This is a genomic window from Collinsella aerofaciens, from assembly GCF_015560135.1.
GTDB classification, from domain to species: domain Bacteria; phylum Actinomycetota; class Coriobacteriia; order Coriobacteriales; family Coriobacteriaceae; genus Collinsella; species Collinsella aerofaciens_AN.
In genome coordinates this window covers 157,949-176,042 of sequence record NZ_JADMRH010000003.1, presented here as the reverse complement: position 1 = coordinate 176,042, position 18,094 = coordinate 157,949, and the positions used below count along the sequence as shown (strand labels likewise).

General features: G+C 57.2%; 16 protein-coding genes. 8 read left to right on the top strand and 8 right to left on the bottom strand.

What is annotated here, in order from left to right; genetic code table 11:
• Positions 1 to 360: 360 nt before the first annotated feature.
• From queA to I2H19_RS02690, 4 genes are all read right to left on the bottom strand, one after another.
• The gene (queA, locus tag I2H19_RS02705; protein ID WP_138112874.1) at positions 361 to 1,572 is read right to left on the bottom strand and encodes a tRNA preQ1(34) S-adenosylmethionine ribosyltransferase-isomerase QueA; all 1,212 of its coding nucleotides are present in this window, start codon (positions 1,570 to 1,572) and stop codon (positions 361 to 363) included.
• A 134-nt stretch (positions 1,573 to 1,706) separates the two neighbouring features.
• Complete coding sequence (argF, locus tag I2H19_RS02700; RefSeq protein ID WP_195621097.1) at positions 1,707 to 2,717, bottom strand: ornithine carbamoyltransferase; 1,011 nt, start codon at positions 2,715 to 2,717, stop codon at positions 1,707 to 1,709.
• A gap of 32 nt (positions 2,718 to 2,749) precedes the next feature.
• On the bottom strand, positions 2,750 to 3,994 hold the full coding sequence (locus I2H19_RS02695; RefSeq protein WP_035137319.1) for an arginine deiminase: 1,245 nt from the start codon (positions 3,992 to 3,994) through the stop codon (positions 2,750 to 2,752).
• 28 nt (positions 3,995 to 4,022) lie between these two features.
• On the bottom strand, positions 4,023 to 5,465 hold the full coding sequence (locus tag I2H19_RS02690; RefSeq protein WP_035137320.1) for a YfcC family protein: 1,443 nt from the start codon (positions 5,463 to 5,465) through the stop codon (positions 4,023 to 4,025).
• A gap of 253 nt (positions 5,466 to 5,718) precedes the next feature.
• On the opposite strand from I2H19_RS02690, the gene I2H19_RS02685 reads away from it, so the two are divergent.
• Positions 5,719 to 6,969: an arginine deiminase gene (locus I2H19_RS02685; RefSeq protein WP_195621096.1), complete on the top strand. Its 1,251-nt coding sequence runs from the start codon at positions 5,719 to 5,721 to the stop codon at positions 6,967 to 6,969.
• A 2-nt stretch (positions 6,970 to 6,971) separates the two neighbouring features.
• Complete coding sequence (locus I2H19_RS02680) at positions 6,972 to 7,628, top strand: XRE family transcriptional regulator (protein ID WP_052044062.1); 657 nt, start codon at positions 6,972 to 6,974, stop codon at positions 7,626 to 7,628.
• Positions 7,629 to 7,688: 60 nt separating this feature from the next.
• On the opposite strand, the gene I2H19_RS02675 is transcribed toward I2H19_RS02680, so the two are convergent.
• Complete coding sequence (locus I2H19_RS02675; RefSeq protein ID WP_195621095.1) at positions 7,689 to 8,264, bottom strand: epoxyqueuosine reductase QueH; 576 nt, start codon at positions 8,262 to 8,264, stop codon at positions 7,689 to 7,691.
• Positions 8,265 to 8,274: 10 nt separating this feature from the next.
• Entirely contained in the window at positions 8,275 to 8,841 is a 567-nt protein-coding gene (locus I2H19_RS02670) for a DUF3267 domain-containing protein (protein ID WP_195621094.1), read from the bottom strand.
• A 132-nt stretch (positions 8,842 to 8,973) separates the two neighbouring features.
• On the opposite strand from I2H19_RS02670, the gene I2H19_RS02665 reads away from it, so the two are divergent.
• Together I2H19_RS02665 and I2H19_RS02660 are read left to right on the top strand one after the other, a co-directional pair.
• Positions 8,974 to 11,124 (top strand): methionine--tRNA ligase, encoded by a 2,151-nt coding sequence (locus I2H19_RS02665; protein ID WP_195621093.1) that lies wholly within the window; start codon positions 8,974 to 8,976, stop codon positions 11,122 to 11,124.
• 59 nt (positions 11,125 to 11,183) lie between these two features.
• Positions 11,184 to 12,287 (top strand): RsmB/NOP family class I SAM-dependent RNA methyltransferase, encoded by a 1,104-nt coding sequence (locus tag I2H19_RS02660; protein ID WP_195621092.1) that lies wholly within the window; start codon positions 11,184 to 11,186, stop codon positions 12,285 to 12,287.
• A gap of 24 nt (positions 12,288 to 12,311) precedes the next feature.
• Here the strand turns inward: I2H19_RS02660 and I2H19_RS02655 are convergent, their stop codons facing one another.
• A complete protein-coding gene (locus tag I2H19_RS02655; RefSeq protein WP_156327664.1) occupies positions 12,312 to 12,482 on the bottom strand; it encodes a hypothetical protein in 171 nt (56 codons plus the stop codon).
• A gap of 191 nt (positions 12,483 to 12,673) precedes the next feature.
• Between I2H19_RS02655 and I2H19_RS02650 the strand changes: the two genes are divergently transcribed.
• Positions 12,674 to 13,765, top strand: coding sequence for a beta/alpha barrel domain-containing protein (locus tag I2H19_RS02650; protein WP_195621091.1), 1,092 nt, complete (start codon positions 12,674 to 12,676; stop codon positions 13,763 to 13,765).
• 80 nt (positions 13,766 to 13,845) lie between these two features.
• On the opposite strand, the gene I2H19_RS02645 is transcribed toward I2H19_RS02650, so the two are convergent.
• The gene (locus I2H19_RS02645; RefSeq protein WP_195621089.1) at positions 13,846 to 14,736 is read right to left on the bottom strand and encodes a DegV family protein; all 891 of its coding nucleotides are present in this window, start codon (positions 14,734 to 14,736) and stop codon (positions 13,846 to 13,848) included.
• 320 nt (positions 14,737 to 15,056) lie between these two features.
• Between I2H19_RS02645 and I2H19_RS02640 the strand changes: the two genes are divergently transcribed.
• From I2H19_RS02640 to I2H19_RS02630, 3 genes are all read left to right on the top strand, one after another.
• Positions 15,057 to 16,973 carry a fructose-1,6-bisphosphatase gene (locus tag I2H19_RS02640; protein WP_195621087.1) on the top strand — a complete coding sequence of 639 codons (1,917 nt, stop codon included), beginning with the start codon at positions 15,057 to 15,059 and terminating at the stop codon, positions 16,971 to 16,973.
• Positions 16,974 to 17,051: 78 nt separating this feature from the next.
• Positions 17,052 to 17,447 carry a GtrA family protein gene (locus tag I2H19_RS02635; protein ID WP_195535654.1) on the top strand — a complete coding sequence of 132 codons (396 nt, stop codon included), beginning with the start codon at positions 17,052 to 17,054 and terminating at the stop codon, positions 17,445 to 17,447.
• 219 nt (positions 17,448 to 17,666) lie between these two features.
• Positions 17,667 to 18,074 (top strand): GtrA family protein, encoded by a 408-nt coding sequence (locus I2H19_RS02630; RefSeq protein WP_022095123.1) that lies wholly within the window; start codon positions 17,667 to 17,669, stop codon positions 18,072 to 18,074.
• Positions 18,075 to 18,094: the final 20 nt, after the last annotated feature.

Here is an 18,094-nt window from a genome sequence, read left to right as displayed (position 1 = left end):
GCCGCGGACGGGTTGATATAGGGAGAGGGCCTGACCCCATATCGTTGGGGCCAGGCCCGATTTTGCCTCTTGACAATGTCCTGCTCATATTAAAAGGAACGTCCCCAAGTGCCAAGTGCCGTAAGAGTGTCCCCTTTGACTAGTCATTTAAGAACGTCCAATGACTACCCAATGACTACAGCGACAACCACGGCAACGCCGATGTTTTGGCAACGACAGCGAGCGGGTCGCATTTGAGACAAGGTGACGTGAAACGAAAGGGCGCTGACCTTCTGGTCGCGCCCTTGAAGTTGAACGTCAGATTGTCCAAATGCGGCCCGCGCAGCGTCGAGTAGTTACGCGGTTCGTAGAACCGCGTAACTAACAAATGAGCATCGCGTCGCCAAAGCTGAAGAAGCGATAACGTTCTTCGATGGCAGCGGCGTAGGCATCCATGATCTGGTCGCGGGTGGCAAGCGCGCTTACGAGCATCATGAGCGTGGAGCGCGGCACGTGGAAGTTCGTGATCAGCGCGTCGACCACGTGATAGGTCGAGCCGGGCATGAGGTAAAGCTGCGTCGTGGCGTTCTCGCGCACCACGATGTCACCGCGGCCAAGCGTATCGGCCCCGTCCTCGCGGCCTTCAAAATAGCGCGCCGTCACGGCCGGATCGGACACCGGCGCGTCCGCGTCAAACGCGCTCTCGAGCGAGCGCACCGCGGTAGTGCCGACGGCGATCACACGATGACCCTCGGCCTTGGCCTTATGCACGGCGTCGACAACCTCCTGCGACACGTGGTAGCGCTCGGTGTGCATGACGTGCTGCGTAGGGTCGTCCTCCTCCACCAAACGGAAGGTATCGATGCCCACCTCGAGCTCGACGGCGGCAAACTTGGCACCCTTGGCCTCGATAGCGGCCATGAGCTCAGGAGTAAAATGCAGACCCGCCGTAGGAGCGGCAGCCGAGTGCTCCTCCTTCATGGCGTACACGGTCTGATATTTCTCGGGATCGCCCTCGTAATCGGTAATGTAGGGCGGCAACGGCACATGACCGGCGGCGTGAATGGCCTCGTCGAGCGTGCGCGGATCGCCGGCAGCATTGCAACCGGCCGGCTCAAAACGCACCAGGCGGCCGCCGCGGCTATCGGTGACAAAGTCGACAACCTCGGCCGTCAGCACCACGGGAGCCCCCTCGGGCGCATGGGCGCCACCGGCGCGATACTCAATATGAGCACCGGGCTTCAGGCGCTTGCCCGGCTTGACCAAGCACTCCCAAACATGGCCCAGCGGATCCACGTCCTCGCGGCGCTTGAGCAGCAGGGTCTCGACCACGCCGCCCGAGCCGGCTTTGCGACCGATCAGGCGAGCCGGCATCACGCGCGTCTGGTTGATGACGAGCACGTCGCCCGGCTCGATATAGTCGATGATGTCGCGGAAGATGCGGTGCTCAACGGTACCGCCGTGCTTCAGCGGCATTCCCGCCTGGGAGCCCTTGCGATCCACCACCAGTAGGCGGCAGGAGTCGCGCGGCTCGGCAGGAGCTTGGGCGATCAGTTCCTCAGGAAGGTTGTAGTCAAAATCATCGGTACGCATCTTTGCCTCTTTCACAAAGCGCGTCAGTCGAAAAAATCGACTGACGCGCGCATCATTCTCCCCTGTATCCTATCAGCTTGTTGAGAGAAATATAGTATGGCAAACAGATTTGCGACTGTTTTCTCAACGCCCCGCTACTTAAGCGTTGCGTACATCACCGCCTTAATCGTATGCATGCGATTCTCCGCTTCTTGGAAAACACGAGATTTATCGGACTCAAAAACCTCGTCCGTGACTTCCATTTCGGTGACTCCAAACTTCTCAGCAATTTCGGCACCAACAGTAGTATTAGTATCGTGGAAGCTCGGAAGGCAGTGGAGGAAAATCGCCTCGGGCTTTGCCATAGACATCACCTCAGCGGTCACACGATACGGCGACATTAGCTTAATGCGGCTTTCCCACAGCTCTGCGGGCTGACCCATGCCAACCCAAACATCCGTGTAAATTACATCGGCATCACGAGCGCCTTCCTCAATATCCTCTGTAATGGTAATCGTCGATCCATGCTCGGCCGCAATACGACTACATTCTGCAAGGAGTTCAGGGTCATAGGATGTAGCCCCCTCCGAATTTCCCCCGATTGGGCCGCAAGAACAGTAGTTAATGCCGAGCTTAGCGCAAATGACCATGAGCGAATCAGCGACGTTTCCGGCCGCCTTACCAAAAAATGCAAGTTTCCTGCCCTTAATCTCTCCAAACTCTTCACGCATGGTCAGAATATCGGCAAGCACTTGAGTCGGGTGAAATTCAGTAGTCAGCCCATTCCAAACGGGAACCCCAGCTTTTGCAGCAAGCTCCTCAACCTTCGCCTGTTCAAAGCCGCGGTATTCAATTCCGTCATACATGCGGCCAAGGACGCGAGCCGTGTCCTCAATCGACTCCTTTTTGCCCATCTGAGACGAGCCCGGATCCAAATAAGTTACACCCATGCCAAGGTCAAGTGCACCAACTTCGAAGGCGCAGCGAGTACGCGTGGAAGTCTTCTCAAATAGCAAAACAATATTCTTGCCTTCAAGGTATTTATGCGGAACACCGGCACGCTTCATGCTTTTGAAGTTAGCAGAAAGCTCAAGCAGATACTCAATCTCTTCCGTCGTGTAATCAAGCAGCTTCAGAAAACTGCGCCCAGCGATATTAACACCCATATTCGCCATCTCCCATCACAGTGGATTTGCAACTAAATATCTTCGCGCCAGAAGGGCATGCTCATGCAGCGCGGGCCACCACGACCGCGGGACAGTTCCTCGGAGGGAACGACCAAAAGTTCCAAACCGTTCTTGTAGAGCTCATCATTTGTGACAACATTGCGCTCGTAAACACAGACTTTACCAGGAGCAACGGCAAGAGTGTTCGACCCGTCGTTCCACTGCTCGCGAGATGCCTCAACCATATCGCCGGCACCGCACTCAATAAGCTGCACCTTCTCCACGCCAGTAGCCATTTCAAGAATATGTTCAAGCGTGTCATCAATCTCTTGAACAGCGACCATTCCCTCAGAGTCACCACGAGTCAGACGATAAACACGAAGGGTCTCAAAAATACCGGGATAAACTGTGAACTTATCGAAATCCACCATGGTGCAAACGGTGTCAAGATGCATGTAAGCATAGCCGTTGGGGATTTTAATAGCGTAAACGGTATCGATCTCAGAATTCCCAGATCCCCAGAACAAATTCTTTGCAAGCTCCTCAATCGCAGCCGCCTCAGTTCGCTGGCTAATTCCAATAGCCAAGGTATGAGCGTTAATGTTAAGCACATCACCGCCCTCGATATGCCAGGGATTCTTATGGTCGTACCAAATCGGAGTCCCTGCATAATCGGGATGGTATTTGAAAATCGCTTCGTAGAAGGGCACTTCACGATCTCGCTGTTTCCAATACATATGGTGAAGCAGAACGCCTTTGCCCACGGAAGCAAGAGGATCGCGAGAGAAATATGAACTCGGAAGAGGCTTCAACACCAAATCATCGGGCTTCGCATCCTCATTATCCATCATACTAAGCGTAGTCGAAACGCGAGGCAGCTCAAGGTCACGATAACGATACCCCCCCATAGCCTCAAGTACAAACTGATACGAATCTGAAATAGCATCGAGCTTTTCACGAACAGCCTGCTCAAGCATAGGATTGACAATCCCGCTCTCAGCCATAAATGTATCGGTAAACTCAGCGCGAGCCGAGGGGCATGCATCCAGCGCTTCAGCAACGAGTTTCTCCATATAGAGAACCTCAACACCTTCGCTCCTCAGAAGATCCGCAAAGGCATCATGCTCCTTTTGAGCCACATCAAGATAGAAACAGTCGTGAATCCAGACATCCTCGAACTCTTCTGCCTTTACGTTCACAAGGTCACGACCGGGGCGGTGAAGCACAACTTTCTTGAGCTTACCAATCTCGCTGTGTACATTCAGTCCTTTAGACATTCCTGTTACTCCATTTCAGCCATGAAACCTACAGGGCAATAAGTCCCGAGATTGCTACGAATACGATATTGATGAGCGACACGACCAAGAAGAATTTCCAAACGGTCTTCCACCACTGGCCAAGCTTGATCTTGCACACGCCCAAACCCGCTACAAGAATGGCGCTAGTAGGACAGATCAAAGACATCGTCGCGCTACCCATGGAGAGAGCCCACACGGCGGCCTCGGGATTAAGGCCCATGAGTTCGGTCAAAGGTCCAAAAATGGGAGCGGTCAGCGCTGCAAGGCCAGATGAGCTGGGAACCAGAATCGCCAGGAGGTTCTCAACCGCATAAAGAAGCGTAGTAAAGAGAACCGCCGGGATGCCGCCCAGACCAGTGGCGAGCGCATTGAGGATGGTATCGATGATCATGCCGTCAGAGGCAATGACAAGGATGCCACGCGCAAGTCCAACGACAATTGCCGAGAAAGCAAAGTCAGCGATACCCGCAACAAATTCCTGAGCGATGACGTCCTGACTAAAGCCCGCAATAACACCAGCCAACAGGCCCATGGCCAAAAAGACCGCAGAAATCTCGTTCATATACCAGCCCTGGGTCACAAGTCCCCAGATGATAAGGCACATACCAGCGATAAATACCGCAAGCACGCCTTTTTGACGACCCGTAAATTCCGCGTCAAGGGCAGATTCATCGGCAGCGAACTCGACTTTCTTGGCGATATCATCCTCAAATGTGATCGATGACTCAGGGTTCTTCTTTACCCTTCGTGCATAGAGGACAACCCAAGTAATTGCAACGGCAGTCAAAACAACCCAGGCAATCATACGCAGCCACAGCTGGGGGTTGCCCTGAATACCAAGAATACCTTGCGCAATGAGAACATTAAACGGATTAATCGTTGAGGCGATGTAACCCGTGCGCGCTCCAACGAACACGACCATGAACGCCGTCATCGAGTCGAAGCCCATAGCCATCATAATTGGCATGAAGATCGCAAAGAACGGGAGAGTTTCTTCCGCCATGCCAAAGCTCGTTCCGCCCAATGCAAAGAGAACCATCGCAATAGGAATAATTAGAATGTCTTTGTTCTTAAAGCGGCGAACGACACGACCCATTCCGCTCGTGATAGCGCCCGTTTTAGTAATAACCTGAAACGAACCGCCCACAATCAAGATGAATGCAACGACCTCAATTGCCTCTTGTATACCGCGCGTTGGAGCCTGAAGAACATCGAAGACGCCTTGTCTGAGATCTACTTCATCCCCGGTTTCCTCGTCAATATATGTCTTTTCACTCTGCTCATACGTACCTGCGACAGTGACTTCACGACCGTTCACCTCCTGACGCTGATAGGACCCAGAGGGAACAATCCACGTGAGAACAGCGAAGATGACCATAAGTGCAAAGATGATCGCATATACGTGCGGGACCTTGAACTGCTTGATGCCTTTCGAACTTTCCGCTGCCATATCTCCTCCTTCATTCCTTTTCCCATCTATCCAGCTGGCACCATAAATGTATGAGGTTGCTCAGCGGTGGTCGGCCAACCATCGCCATCGTGTCGCTTTTCACCTATGAACGGCAGCTAAAGTGACGTTATTAATCAATCTGATATTTAAAATTGATGTTATTTATCAATTACATACGTCTTTTAACTTTTCCGCAACACAACAAGGAACCTGCCTTAGCCTTATATAAAAACCAGCAGGACAGGAGACAGACATGCAAGGCGTACACATAACAAATGAAATCGGCCATTTAAAAGCCGTACTTGTCCATCGACCAGGAACTGAAACACAAAACTACCCTGATGCCGACTTCAGCCAAGTTTTCTCCCTGCGAAAATGGAGCGGTCGTTTTGACCTCGACAAAGCAATATATGAGCACGATTCCATGGTTCAATTGCTTGAGAAGCATGGCGTAGAAACCATTGAAATTAGGGACCTTCTCGAAGACTCACTTGAAACTGAGCCCCAATCACTTAAATGTTTTATTGATGACTACCTCCGTTGCAGTGGGGCAACAGGCAGAGAGTTCCTCGAGACAATAACCCAGCTGTTTGAGAACGCTAAGAACACCCAGGAATTGGTGAATATAGTACTTAACGGCATTCGCTTTGGAGACACTGAACTCTGTTCAAACCAGTCGGAAACACTACGGGCGCTCGTGCACGAGCAATTTGACCCCGCCTCGCTCTTGGTCAATCCCCTCAACACGCTTTTTTTCACTCGTGATCCTGCTGTGGTAGTCGGAGACGGCATCATCCTAAATCATATGTATTGGCCTGAGCGTGATCGTGAGGTCACCTTATACCGACAGATATTCACCCACCACAAGATCATGGGAGAAACCCCGGTATGTGATTTGAACAGGAGTAGTTACCATATCGAAGGCGGAGACATTCTTGTTATCAGTGCTAAGACATTATTAGTTGGAATCTCTGACCGAACTGAACCCGCCGCCGTCGAGTCACTTGCCAAAGAGCTCCTGACCTCAAATAAATTCCAGACCACCGAGCTAATTGCGATTCGAGTCCCCTCTGACGGGCTGCGTATCCACCTCGATACGTTCATAAGTAGAATTGATCACGACGCGTTCCTCATCGATCGTGAGATATGCAATGCCGTTGATGCATACAGCATTCAACTAAAACGATCCGGAAAGGGCCTTACGATCACTCCTATCGATCGCACGATTCCGGAAATACTCTCTGCAGCCTGTTGCGAACCAATAAAAGTAATTGACTGCGGAGGCGGGAATCAAACCGCCTACGAAAGAGAGCGCCGGAACAACGCAACGTCTATCCTTGCGCTCTCGCCAGGAAAACTATGCGTATATGAAGAAAACGTTTGGACCAACGAAGCGCTTGAGAAAGCAGGAATGGAATTATTCCCGTTATCCATTGACGAGCTCACCAAAGGCTATGGTGGCACAAACTGTCTATGCCTCCCTCTGTGGCGAGAGGATCTATAGCCATGGGCTTCGGGGCAAATATTCGTAAACTCCGCACCATGGAGCATCTTGGTCAGGCGCAACTTGCAGAGATGTTGGGGGTATCTAAAGAGACCGTTTGTCGTTGGGAAAAAAGTCGGTATGCCCCCCGTGAGCGCCATATTGAAAAGTTACAAGCGCTCTTCGGTTGCACCCGCGATGAACTTGTTGGCGAGGAAAACGGTTTGGCCGTAAAGCTCGCAAATAAAAGAATCGTCACCGACGAAGACCCTGCTATCCACGAAATGGAGGGCGCATTTCCCGTCATCGATATCGAATCTCAAAAGCGCCGCATCACGCACAGCCAACAAAATGCTTGCGCGCCTGTAGACGTAGCCAAGCGTCACCCACATAGCGTTTTCGTTAAAATCAAAGGTGACGAAATGTCCCGCATTTACCCTCCCGGCAGCTTACTACTTGTCGATACCACCGCAAAGCCTTGGAACGGCTGTGCTGTATTGGCGCTCGCAGACGGTAAAACACCGGTAATTAGGCGATTTGCAGAAGGAAACGACATGATTGTGCTGTCGTCCCATTCATATGCAACAGCAAGTCCGGATCTGATGTTTAACAAACGGAGGATTAGAATCATAGGAGTCGTCGTTTGGTATCAAGCGAGCCACGATCACACGCTTAATTAAATCGACTTTCCCAAAAACGACCGTACCGCACAGACAGCTCAAAGCCCCAGCCCAAATGAACTACTTTTTGGACGCTTTGCGCTCGTCGCGGATGCGGGCGCGGTCCATGGCCGCCTCAACGGCCGAGAAACGGCAGCCGCAGTAGTTCTGCCGATACATGCCCAGCTCGCGCGAACGACGCGTGGCCTCGGGATAATATGGGCGGAAATCGCGAATCACCGGAGCGAGACCGTGGGCGGCGGCCAGACGCTCCAACACATCATTGCAGGTTTCGAACAACTGATACGGCGAGACAGCGAGCGTCGTACCCACAAACTCAAACCCGCGTTCCTGGGCCACACGGCATGCCTCGGCCAGACGCAGGGCATAACATGCGCGACAGCGACGGGGCCGATCGGCGCCCAGCGGGGCCACGCCGGCTTCCCAACGCTCGCGGTCCTCCCCCGCCTCGATAAGCTCGATGCCCCCGTCAGCACACCACCGGCGCAGCTCGTCCAAGCGGCGCTGCCATTCATCGCGCGGTTGAATATTGGGGTTGGTCCAGCAAATCGCGGGCTCAAACCCCTCCTCGCGCAGCAGGTGGACCGGCTCAAGAGAGCACGGCGCACAGCAGGCGTGCAACAACAACGGCTTCATCGACATCTCCTCACCCGAAAAAGCGCACGCCGAAGGACGTGTCCTCGCAGGCGACAATGCGGCGGTCGCGCAAAATGGTCCGCACGTAATACCAGTCGCCCACACAGCCCGACAAATGCAAGCCGGCCGCCAGGTAGCACAGCAGCGGATAGCCCGAGAACGCAAACCCCAGGGCAAACGCCGCCGTCACAACAACCGTCGGCGCCAGGCAAACCGCCACGTACCGCCGGCGCGAATACACCACGCCCTCGGCGCAGGCATAGATCATCGCCGTCTCGCGATTCGCCCCAAAGGTCACCTGCGCGCCCGCAGGCGCCAGCAGCTTAAAAAACACACCGTGCACCAGCTCGTGCACGGCAAATGACGCCGCAGAAACCGCAGCCAAGCCGACTATCCAGCCCACGACAGCCATCCAGCCGCCCGCGTCAGCCGCATCCAAGTCTGCAGGCCCGCCCAGCAGCATAAACACCGGCACCAGGCACACGGCAAACACGCCGACTACGACCATCCCCCACACGAAGCAAGCGTGCAGAAAATCCTCGTCCTCAAACGCATGTATGTTGGAAATCTCATTCATAGCATCTTAGGATAGCGCCCCTGCCACGCACCCGCCCGCATGTGCGATAATGTCGAACGATATGCACGAATTGACCACCGCGCCGCCGAGCCCCGCGCCCGGCCGCGCCCTCACCATATGCGAAGGAGTCCCATGGCATCCAAATACTCCATGAACGACCGTCCCAGCTGGCCTCGCCGCGCCATCGTTACCGCCGGCGAGCCCTACGGCAACAAGGGCCTTCACTTTGGCCACGTTGGCGGCGTCTTTGTCCCTGCCGACTTCTTCGCCCGCTTCCTGCGCGACCGCCTGGGCCGCGAGAACGTCATCTTCACCTCGGGCACCGACTGCTATGGCTCGCCCATCATGGAGAGCTACCGCAAGCTCAAGGAGAACGAGGGCTACGACAAGTCCATTAGCGAGTATGTCGAGTCCAATCACTCCCGCCAGGCCGCGACCCTCAACAACTACAACATCAGCTGTGACATCTACGGCGGCTCGGGCCTTGAGCCGGCTGCGCAGATTCACAACGAGGTGACCGCCGAGATTATCGAGCGTCTGCACGAGCAGGGCACCATCTCCAAGCGCTCCACGCTGCAGTTCTACGATGCCAAGGCCGGCACGTTCCTCAACGGCCGTCAGGTGATCGGCCGCTGCCCCATCCAGGGCTGCAAGTCCGAGAAAGCCTACGCCGACGAGTGCGACCTGGGTCACCAGTTTGAGCCCGAGGAGCTCATCGCGCCCAAGAGCCAGCTCACCGGCGAGGTGCCCGAGCTGCGCCCGGTCGACAACCTCTACTTTGACCTGCCGGCCTACCTCGACTTTATGAAGACCTATACCGCCAAGCTCGCCCAGAACCCGCAGGTTCGCTCCGTGGTCTCCAAGACCATGGAGGAGTGGCTGCTGCCGGCTCAGCTCTACATCCAGAACAAGTTCCGCGAGGCCTTCGATGCCGTCGAGGATCAGCTTCCCGAGCACACCGTGCTGGAGCCCGAGGGCAACAAGAGCAGCTTTACCGTCACCTTCCCCAGCTGGAAGGAGCGCGACGATGCCCACGCGGTGCTCGCCAACGGCGGCGTGCGCTTCCGCAGCGGCAAGGCGCTCGTACCCTTCCGCATCACCGGCAACATCGACTGGGGCGTTCCGGTGCCCGAGGTCGATGGCGTCTCCGACGTCACCTGCTGGTGCTGGCCCGAGAGCCTGTGGGCTCCCATCAGCTATACGCGCACCGTGCTCGCGCGCGATGCCAAGGCCGCCGGCGTGACCGAGGGCGTCGCCGCCCAGGATGCCGCCCTCATGGGCGAGCCCGCCGCCGATTCCACGCAGGTCCCCGCGCCCACCTACCAGCACAGCTCGCTCGACTGGCGCGACTGGTGGTGCTCTGACGACGCTCAGATTTACCAGTTTATCGGTCAGGACAACATCTATTTCTACTGCATTGCGCAGACCGCCATGTGGGAGGCCCTGGGCTGGGACCTCACGCAGAGCACCGTCAGCGCCTGCTACCACCTGCTCTACATGGGCAAAAAGGCCAGCTCGTCCTCGCAGACGCCTCCCCCGCCGGCAGACGACCTGCTCAACCACTACACCTGCGAGCAGATGCGCGCGCATTGGCTGTCGCTCGGCCTGTCCGAGAAGCCGGTGAGCTTTAGCCCCAAGGCATATGACACACGTGTGACCGGCAAGGACAAGGACGGCAACGAGGTGCGCGCCTGCGACGACAAGCGCGTTATCGACCCGGCCCTTAAGGAGAGCGCGCTGCTGACCGGCGTGTTCAACCGCCTGGCCCGCAGCTGCTTCTACGGCGTCGCCGTCAAGGAGGGCGACGAGAGCCCCTACCGCAACGGCTGCATCCCCGCCGGTGCCGCTTCTGCCACCGTGGTCGAAGCCGCCCAGCAGGCAGCCCTCGCCTTTGAGCAGGCCATGTACAAGTTCGAGACGCACCGAGCGCTCGCTGTGTGCGACGACTACCTGCGCGCCGCCAACAAGCGCTGGAGCGATGCCTCCAAGGCCGCCAACAAGCTCGAGGGCGAGCCGGCCAACGCCGCCATGACGCAGGCCCTCGTCGACGCCTTTACCGAGCTGCGCGTAGCGACCGTGCTCATGCACGGCATCGTGCCGGCCGGCTGCGAGCTCATCTGCGAGTACTTCGACGTTGACCCGGTCGCCTTCTTTAGCTGGGATAACATCTTTGCCTCCACGGATGAGTTTGTGGAGAGCCTGGGCGAGAAGCCCGGCGAGCACCGCGTGAAGCCGCTGCCCCCGCGCTTCGACTTCTTTAGCAAGCACGAGAGCCAGTACTAAAGCACGCCAGCAGCGGCGTGCCCGGAAAGTAGTCAATTTGGGACGGGAAGGAAAGACGGATGTCCAAGCCGCGTCGTCGTAAGCAGAAAAAGCAGGTCAAGGCCGAGCTCAAGCTCAGGCAGTTTGCTGCTACCGAGCTTTCCGACCAGCTTGCCGCCCTTCCCTGCGCCGCCGACCTGCCGCGCTTTATGGTCGACACGGTCGCCGGCGCCTATGCGCCCGCCGATGCCAAGCTCATGATCGAGGGCTTCGGCGCCGCGGCCACACGCCCGGTCACGCTGCGCGCCAACACGCTCAAGGCGACCGCCGAGGACATCGCTGCGGCGCTCGATGCCGCCTGCATCGCCCACCAAACCGTTACCTGGTATCCGGACGCCTTTATCCTGCCCGAGGCCCAGGTTTCAGATCTGTGGGATCTCGACATCTACCGCGACGGCAAAATCTACCTGCAGAGCCTGTCATCCATGATGCCGCCGTTGGTCCTGGGCGCCCAGGCAGGCGAGGACATCCTGGACATGTGCGCAGCCCCCGGCGGCAAGACGACGCAGATCGCCGCCCTCACCCAGGGACAGGCGCACCTCACCGCCTGTGAGATGAGCATTCCCCGCGCCGAAAAGCTCGAGTCGAACCTCCATCGCCAGGGTGCCAAAAACGTGCCCGTCATGCGCATCGACGCACGCGAGCTCGACGAGTTCTTCCGCTTTGACCGCATCCTGCTCGACGCTCCCTGCACCGGCACGGGCACCGTCATCAGTGGCAACGAGAAAAGCCTGCGCGGCCTCACCGAGCAGTTGCTGAGCAAGTGCGCCCGCTCGCAGCGAGCACTTCTGGACCGCGCCATGGGGGCCCTCAAACCGGGCGGCACGCTCGTCTATTCGACTTGTTCGATCTTGCCGCAGGAAAACGAGGACGCCCTGCAAGAGGCCCTCGACAAGCATATGGACTGCGAGCTCATCCCCCTCGACGGCACGCCAAGCGAAAGTGAAGCACGACGCACCCAGGAAGCTGGTGAGGAGCCGCGCATCGAGTCCAACGCTCTGACCGAAGCCATTGCCGCGGGTCAGGTATCGGCCATCGTCAACGGCCTGCCCGGCACGCTCACCATTCCGCCTAGCCGCGACTTTGAGGGCTTCTACATTGCCCTGATCCGAAAACGCAGCTAGCGCACGGATCCAAAACTCAACAAGCTATCTCTGTGCGCGTTTGCCCTGCTGGTCGCGATGCTGTTTAAGCATCGCGCGCTCCTTGCGTTCGGCCCTTTTGCCCTTAATGGCCGTGACCACAAAGTAGATGACCGCGGCGGCAACGATTGCGGCCACACACAGGCCGATCGAGCCAAACATTGCTGTCAATTCCATACCGCGTCACCTCTCTTTTAAACGGGGCTTTCAAGATAGCACCTCGATACCCGCCACCACAGCTCCTTCACGTTCGCCGGCCCTTCGGTCTAACGGATGGCGCGGCGGGGAAAAATCAACTCGTCAAACGATTTAGCATTCGCAATTCCGGCTGCATCGCGCCGGCCATCATCACATAGAATCGAGCCTCCATGGATACCCTCAACGATCTAAATGAGCGCGTCGACGCCTTCGTCGGCACCAGCTCCTTCGACACGCCTGCGGCGGCAAACGACCAAGCTCCCATCGATGTGCCCGCCGAGGTGCACGAGGACATCGTCGCCTCGGTCGATTTTTCCGAGGTCGAGCTTGCAGACGAGTTCACCGAGCCCCAAATAGCCGTCACGCCCAACGGCCTGCTCCCTATGGAGCCCCTGCCCATCGACGGACGCCTACGCAAGGCTGCCCTTCGCATGCCCGACGAGATCGAGGAGGCCAGCGGCTTCACGCTCTTTGGCCGACGCATCAAGTCGCTCATTTACACCACCGATGTCGCGGTTATCCGCAACTCCAACGCCGACGCCGTCTTTGCGGTCTACCCTTTCACGCCGCAGCCCGCCATTACGCAAGCGCTGCTGACCGTCGCCGAGTGCCCGGTCTTTGTAGGCGTGGGTGGCGGAACTACGACCGGTAAGCGCTCCGTGCAGATGGCAGCCGTCTCCGAGATGCAGGGCGCGGCGGGCTGCGTGGTCAACTCCCCCGCTACTGCCGAGATGGTCGAGCACATCACCAACATCGCCGACATCCCCGTCATCGCCACGGTCGTTCGCTGCGACGACGATGCCCACGCCAAGGTGCGCGCTGGAGCCAAGATTCTCAACATCGCCGCCGGCAAGCACACGCCCCAGGTCCTGCGTGAACTGCGCGAGCACTATCCCAACCTGCCGCTTATCGCGCCGGGCGGCAAGACGCCCGAGAGCATTCGCGAGACCATCGCCGCCGGCGCCAACGCCATCATCTGGACACCGCCTTCGGCCCAGCAGCTACAGACCGACATGATGCAGCGTTATCGCAAGATGAAGGAAGACGCCACACCTGTCATCTCGCGCGACGACGTGCACATTATCGACCAGGTCGCCGCCGCCGAGGTCAGCCAAGTCGAGAACATGAATCCCGATGTGCCGATTCCCGACGAAGTCATCGAGCGCGTCGCTTCGATCCACGAGCGCGTCGAGGAGCATCGCGCCAACCGCGGCCTCAAGCCGTCACTGCACGGCTTTTTCTTCCGCGGAAAGAAACGCTAGCAAAACATCTTGGCCCGCCCCACAAACGTGAGGCGGGCCGTTTTCGTTTGAGCAATCATGCAGCGACGTGATGGGGCAAATTAATCCACGCGCTTGTCGCCCATAAAGAAGAGCGCCACCGTACCAGGTCCGGTATGCGAGCCAATCAGAGTACCGATGTTATTGATCTCAATCTTGCCTTTAAGCTGCGGAACCTGTTCCTCAATCAGCGCCGCGACCGCCTCGGCATCCTCGCGGCACGCCGACTGCGACATGATGCACTTACCCGAATAATCTGCACCGTCCTGTACGTGTGCCATCATGGTCTTAGCCATCTCGGAAATCGCGCGCTTCTTAGTGCGAATCTTCTCACGTGGCGACAGCTTACCTTCGCAATCGACCGTCATAAGCGGGCAAATCTTAAGCGCCGTGCCGATGATCGCGCTCGCGGCCGAAATGCGACCGCCGCGCAGGTAGCTCGACAGATCGGTCGAGAAGAACCAGTGGTGCAGGTTGAGCTTGTGCTCCTCGATCCAGGCAGCCGTCTCGTCGAGTGAAGCCCCACTATCGCGCACATCGGCGGCATATTCCAACAACAGGCCAAAGCCCGAAGACGCCGCCAGCGAATCGATGACGCGCACCTTGCCGCCCTCGGGATAGCGATCCGCAAGCATCTGCGCCGCGACGCAGGCCGATCCATACGTGCCCGAAATACCCGACGACAACGTCAGGTGCAGCACGTCTTTACCCTCGGCAACAAACGGCTCCCAAAACTCCTCGTACTCACCCACGCTCACCTGAGACGTCTTGGGCATGGCGCCCGCGGCAATCTGGGCAAAAAACTCGTCCGGCGTAATCGACTGATACAGATCGTCCGTATAGACAACATCGTCGATCTCGTAATGAAAACACACGACAGGGATATTGCGCGACGCAAAGAACTCACGGGTTCGATCGGCGGCGGATTCACAGGTCAGGACAAAATCACTCATATGAGGCTCCTTACTCATTGCTGCGCAAATTATCGCACAGTGAGCCTACATGCGGTACATATGTCCACTATTTACCAAATCGAACCAAAAATAGTGAACATCTTTACCACCATCGTCTCCACCGACCCGACGCATAAATATCTGAGAAAACACCCTCTGTCGTCTCCACCCGACCAACACATCTACCTTCACTAAATCGATTTACCAAACCGTTCAGCCGACAATTCAGCCGCTGGCGCAAAATCGAAACAAAAGCGGCGCATACTGGTAAACGTTTGACGCTGTTTATCAGTTTTACCAGCCCCATCGGAAGGTGTTTCATGGTCGCATTCGATCGCAACCCGCAAGACTTCAAGTATCTGCGCCTGCTGTCGAGACAGTTCCCCACCGAACAATCCGCATTTACCGAAATTATCAACCTCTCGGCCATCCTCAACCTACCCAAGGGCACCGAGCATTTTATGAGCGACGTGCATGGTGAGTACGAAGCCTTTATGCACATCCTCAACAACTGCTCGGGCGTCGTGCGCGAACATGTCGACGAGATCTTTGGCGACACGCTCTCCTTTGACGAAAAGGGCGAGCTGTGTACGCTCATCTACTACCCGCGCGAGAAGATCGACCTGGTCCGCAGCCGGCGCGAGGACTCGCCAACCTGGTACAAGACGATGCTTGACCAGCTCATCATGGTCGCTCGCTCACTTTCAAGCCGCTACACGCGCTCCAAGGTGCGTAAGGCCATCCCGCGCGACTACGCCTACATCATCGACGAGTTGTTGCACACGCACCCGGACGAGAACAACTATCGCGTGCGCTATCACGAGCGCATCGTGGAGTCCATCCTAGAGACCGCCAGCGCCGACGACTTTATCGAGTCGCTCGCCTCGCTCATCAAGCGCCTGGCCGTCGACCACTTGCACCTGGTGGGCGACATCTTCGACCGCGGCGGCGGCGCGGCCAAAATTATGGACCGTCTGCTCACCTACCATTCACTCGACATCCAGTGGGGCAACCACGACCTGCTGTGGATGGGCGCTGCGGCCGGTGAGCCCGCCTGCATCGCCACGGTGTTGCGCAACAACCTACGCTACGACAACTACGAGATCCTGGAGAACGACTACGGCATCTCGCTGCGTGAGCTTGTCGCCTTTGCCGATGCCACCTACACCGCCGGTGAGTCCATCACCCCGCTGATCAAGGCCATCAACGTGCTGCTCTTTAAGCTCGAGGGCCAGATTATCCAGCGCCACCCCGAGTTCGATATGACCGACCGCCTGTTACTCGACAAGATCGACCACGACACCGGCACGGTCACGCTCGCCGACGGCAGCGTGTGGCCGCTCACGACCAACGACTTCCCCACCGTCGACCCGGCGGACCCCTACACGCTCACGTCTCAGGAGCAGCACATCATCGACAAGCTCGTGTCCGAGTTTGTCACCGCCGATCATCTGCATCGCCACATCGATTTCCTCTATACCCACGGCTCCATGTATAAGGTCGCCAACGGCAATCTGCTGTTCCACGGCTGCGTACCGCTCAACGAAGACGCCACCTTTAGCAGCATGAACTGCCTGGGCACCTGGCACGCCGGGCGCGATTATTTTGATTTTTGCGACTATATCGCCCGCCGCGCCTGGCGCATCGGCGACCGCGATGCCCTCGACTGGATGTGGTACCTGTGGATCGGCTTTAACTCACCCGCCAGCGGACGCGTGGTGCGCACGTTCGAGCGCGCCTACATTGCCGACAAGAGCACGTGGGTCGAGCCGATGGACCCGTACTATACGCTCACCACGTCCTCGTCCGTTTGCGACGATATCATGCGCGAGTTTGGCGTCGCACCCATGGCCTGCTCGCCGACGGGCCACATCATCAACGGCCACACCCCGGTCAAAACCACCAAGGGCGAGCAGCCCATCCGCGCCAACGGTAAGCTGCTGGTCATCGATGGCGGTTTCTGTCGCGCCTACCATCCCAAAACAGGCATCGCCGGCTACACGCTCATCTCGAGCTCGCGCGGATGCCGCCTCAAGTCGCACCAGGCCTTTACAACGGTTGCCGAAGCGCTCACCCGCAACATCGACATCGAAAGCGAGACCAACCGCTTTGACGAGGCCGACCGGCGCCGCATGGTGAGCGACACCGATACCGGCGTCAAGATTCGCAGCCAGATCCAGGACCTGCGCCAACTGCTCGATGCATATAGAAACGGTGCTATCGAGGAGCGCGCCTAGCCCCGCCTGCGCGGATTGGCTAAACTTGCTGAGTTTGTCATCCCCACGGCGCCCCGGCGCCACCCTAAGGCAGGTACCATGCAAAAGCTCCTTGCGCAGATCATGAAGTTTGGCGTCGTCGGCGTCATTGCCACCGTTATCGACTTTGGCATCATGAATCTGCTCCACTACGGTCTGGGCCTCAATATCCTGATCGCCAACACCAGCGGCTTTATCGTTTCGCTCATCTTTAACTACGTCGCGAGCATGAAGTACGTGTTTGCACACAAGGAGGGCATGAGCCGCCGCCGCGAGTTCATCATCTTTGTCGTGTTGTCCGTTATTGGCTTGGCACTCAACGACGGTATCGTGCTGGCGCTCAACGCCGGCCTGGGGCTCGAGGCCAATATCGCCAAGATTTGCGCCACTGCGCTTGTTATGGTCTACAACTTTGTGACCCGAAAGATCTTCCTGGAGGGCGACGAGACCAAGTAGCTCGACTTTCCCGCACAGCTACGGGGCCCACGGATGACGCACGTCGAGCACTGCGTTGTTCGTGGGCCCTGCTCGTTTGCGGGAAGATTTGCAACGTTTGCGGATTACCTCTTGAATATTTGGCGAGTTCGTATAGTTCTTGGCAAAGCCCTTACGTTTCCCTTGCAAAAGATCTAAAGTATCCCCTGCTCGATTCATCAACGCATTGGATGTGATTACGTGCGCAAGGCGCTGGCACAACCTCATACCAAGCAGTTCCTCAAGTTTGCCGTCGTGGGTCTTATCTCCTTTGGCATCGACTGGGGCATGCTCATTGCGCTCGTCGAGCTGTTCCACCTCGACTTTTTGATGAGCACCACGGTTTCGTTTATCACGTCCGTCGTGGTCAACTACTGGCTCAGCATGAAGTACGTGTTCGACCACCGCGAGGGCATGAGCCGCAAGCGCGAGTTCACGATCTTCACCATCCTGTCGGTGATCGGCCTGGGCCTCAACGACCTGTACATGTTTGTGGGTGTCACGTTTTTGAGCATCGGCTACCAAGCCATGAAGGCCATCGCCACGTTCCTCGTCACCTGGTACAACTACTTTAGCCGTCGCTTCTTCCTCGAGGGCGCACGGTCGTAGCCGATTCACTATTTGCTTGA

What these genes read in the sequence shown, in the direction of transcription:
- I2H19_RS02640 (WP_195621087.1), top strand. Translation starts at nt 15,057, where the DNA reads ATGGTCGCATTCGATCGCAACCCGCAAGACTTCAAGTATCTGCGCCTG.
- I2H19_RS02695 (WP_035137319.1), bottom strand. Translation starts at nt 3,994, where the DNA reads ATGTCTAAAGGACTGAATGTACACAGCGAGATTGGTAAGCTCAAGAAA.
- I2H19_RS02655 (WP_156327664.1), bottom strand. Translation starts at nt 12,482, where the DNA reads ATGGAATTGACAGCAATGTTTGGCTCGATCGGCCTGTGTGTGGCCGCA.
- argF (WP_195621097.1), bottom strand. Translation starts at nt 2,717, where the DNA reads ATGGGTGTTAATATCGCTGGGCGCAGTTTTCTGAAGCTGCTTGATTAC.
- I2H19_RS02635 (WP_195535654.1), top strand. Translation starts at nt 17,052, where the DNA reads ATGCAAAAGCTCCTTGCGCAGATCATGAAGTTTGGCGTCGTCGGCGTC.
- I2H19_RS02675 (WP_195621095.1), bottom strand. Translation starts at nt 8,264, where the DNA reads ATGAAGCCGTTGTTGTTGCACGCCTGCTGTGCGCCGTGCTCTCTTGAG.
- I2H19_RS02680 (WP_052044062.1), top strand. Translation starts at nt 6,972, where the DNA reads ATGGGCTTCGGGGCAAATATTCGTAAACTCCGCACCATGGAGCATCTT.
- I2H19_RS02665 (WP_195621093.1), top strand. Translation starts at nt 8,974, where the DNA reads ATGGCATCCAAATACTCCATGAACGACCGTCCCAGCTGGCCTCGCCGC.
- I2H19_RS02670 (WP_195621094.1), bottom strand. Translation starts at nt 8,841, where the DNA reads ATGAATGAGATTTCCAACATACATGCGTTTGAGGACGAGGATTTTCTG.
- queA (WP_138112874.1), bottom strand. Translation starts at nt 1,572, where the DNA reads ATGCGTACCGATGATTTTGACTACAACCTTCCTGAGGAACTGATCGCC.
- I2H19_RS02690 (WP_035137320.1), bottom strand. Translation starts at nt 5,465, where the DNA reads ATGGCAGCGGAAAGTTCGAAAGGCATCAAGCAGTTCAAGGTCCCGCAC.
- I2H19_RS02660 (WP_195621092.1), top strand. Translation starts at nt 11,184, where the DNA reads ATGTCCAAGCCGCGTCGTCGTAAGCAGAAAAAGCAGGTCAAGGCCGAG.
- I2H19_RS02650 (WP_195621091.1), top strand. Translation starts at nt 12,674, where the DNA reads ATGGATACCCTCAACGATCTAAATGAGCGCGTCGACGCCTTCGTCGGC.
- I2H19_RS02645 (WP_195621089.1), bottom strand. Translation starts at nt 14,736, where the DNA reads ATGAGTGATTTTGTCCTGACCTGTGAATCCGCCGCCGATCGAACCCGT.
- I2H19_RS02685 (WP_195621096.1), top strand. Translation starts at nt 5,719, where the DNA reads ATGCAAGGCGTACACATAACAAATGAAATCGGCCATTTAAAAGCCGTA.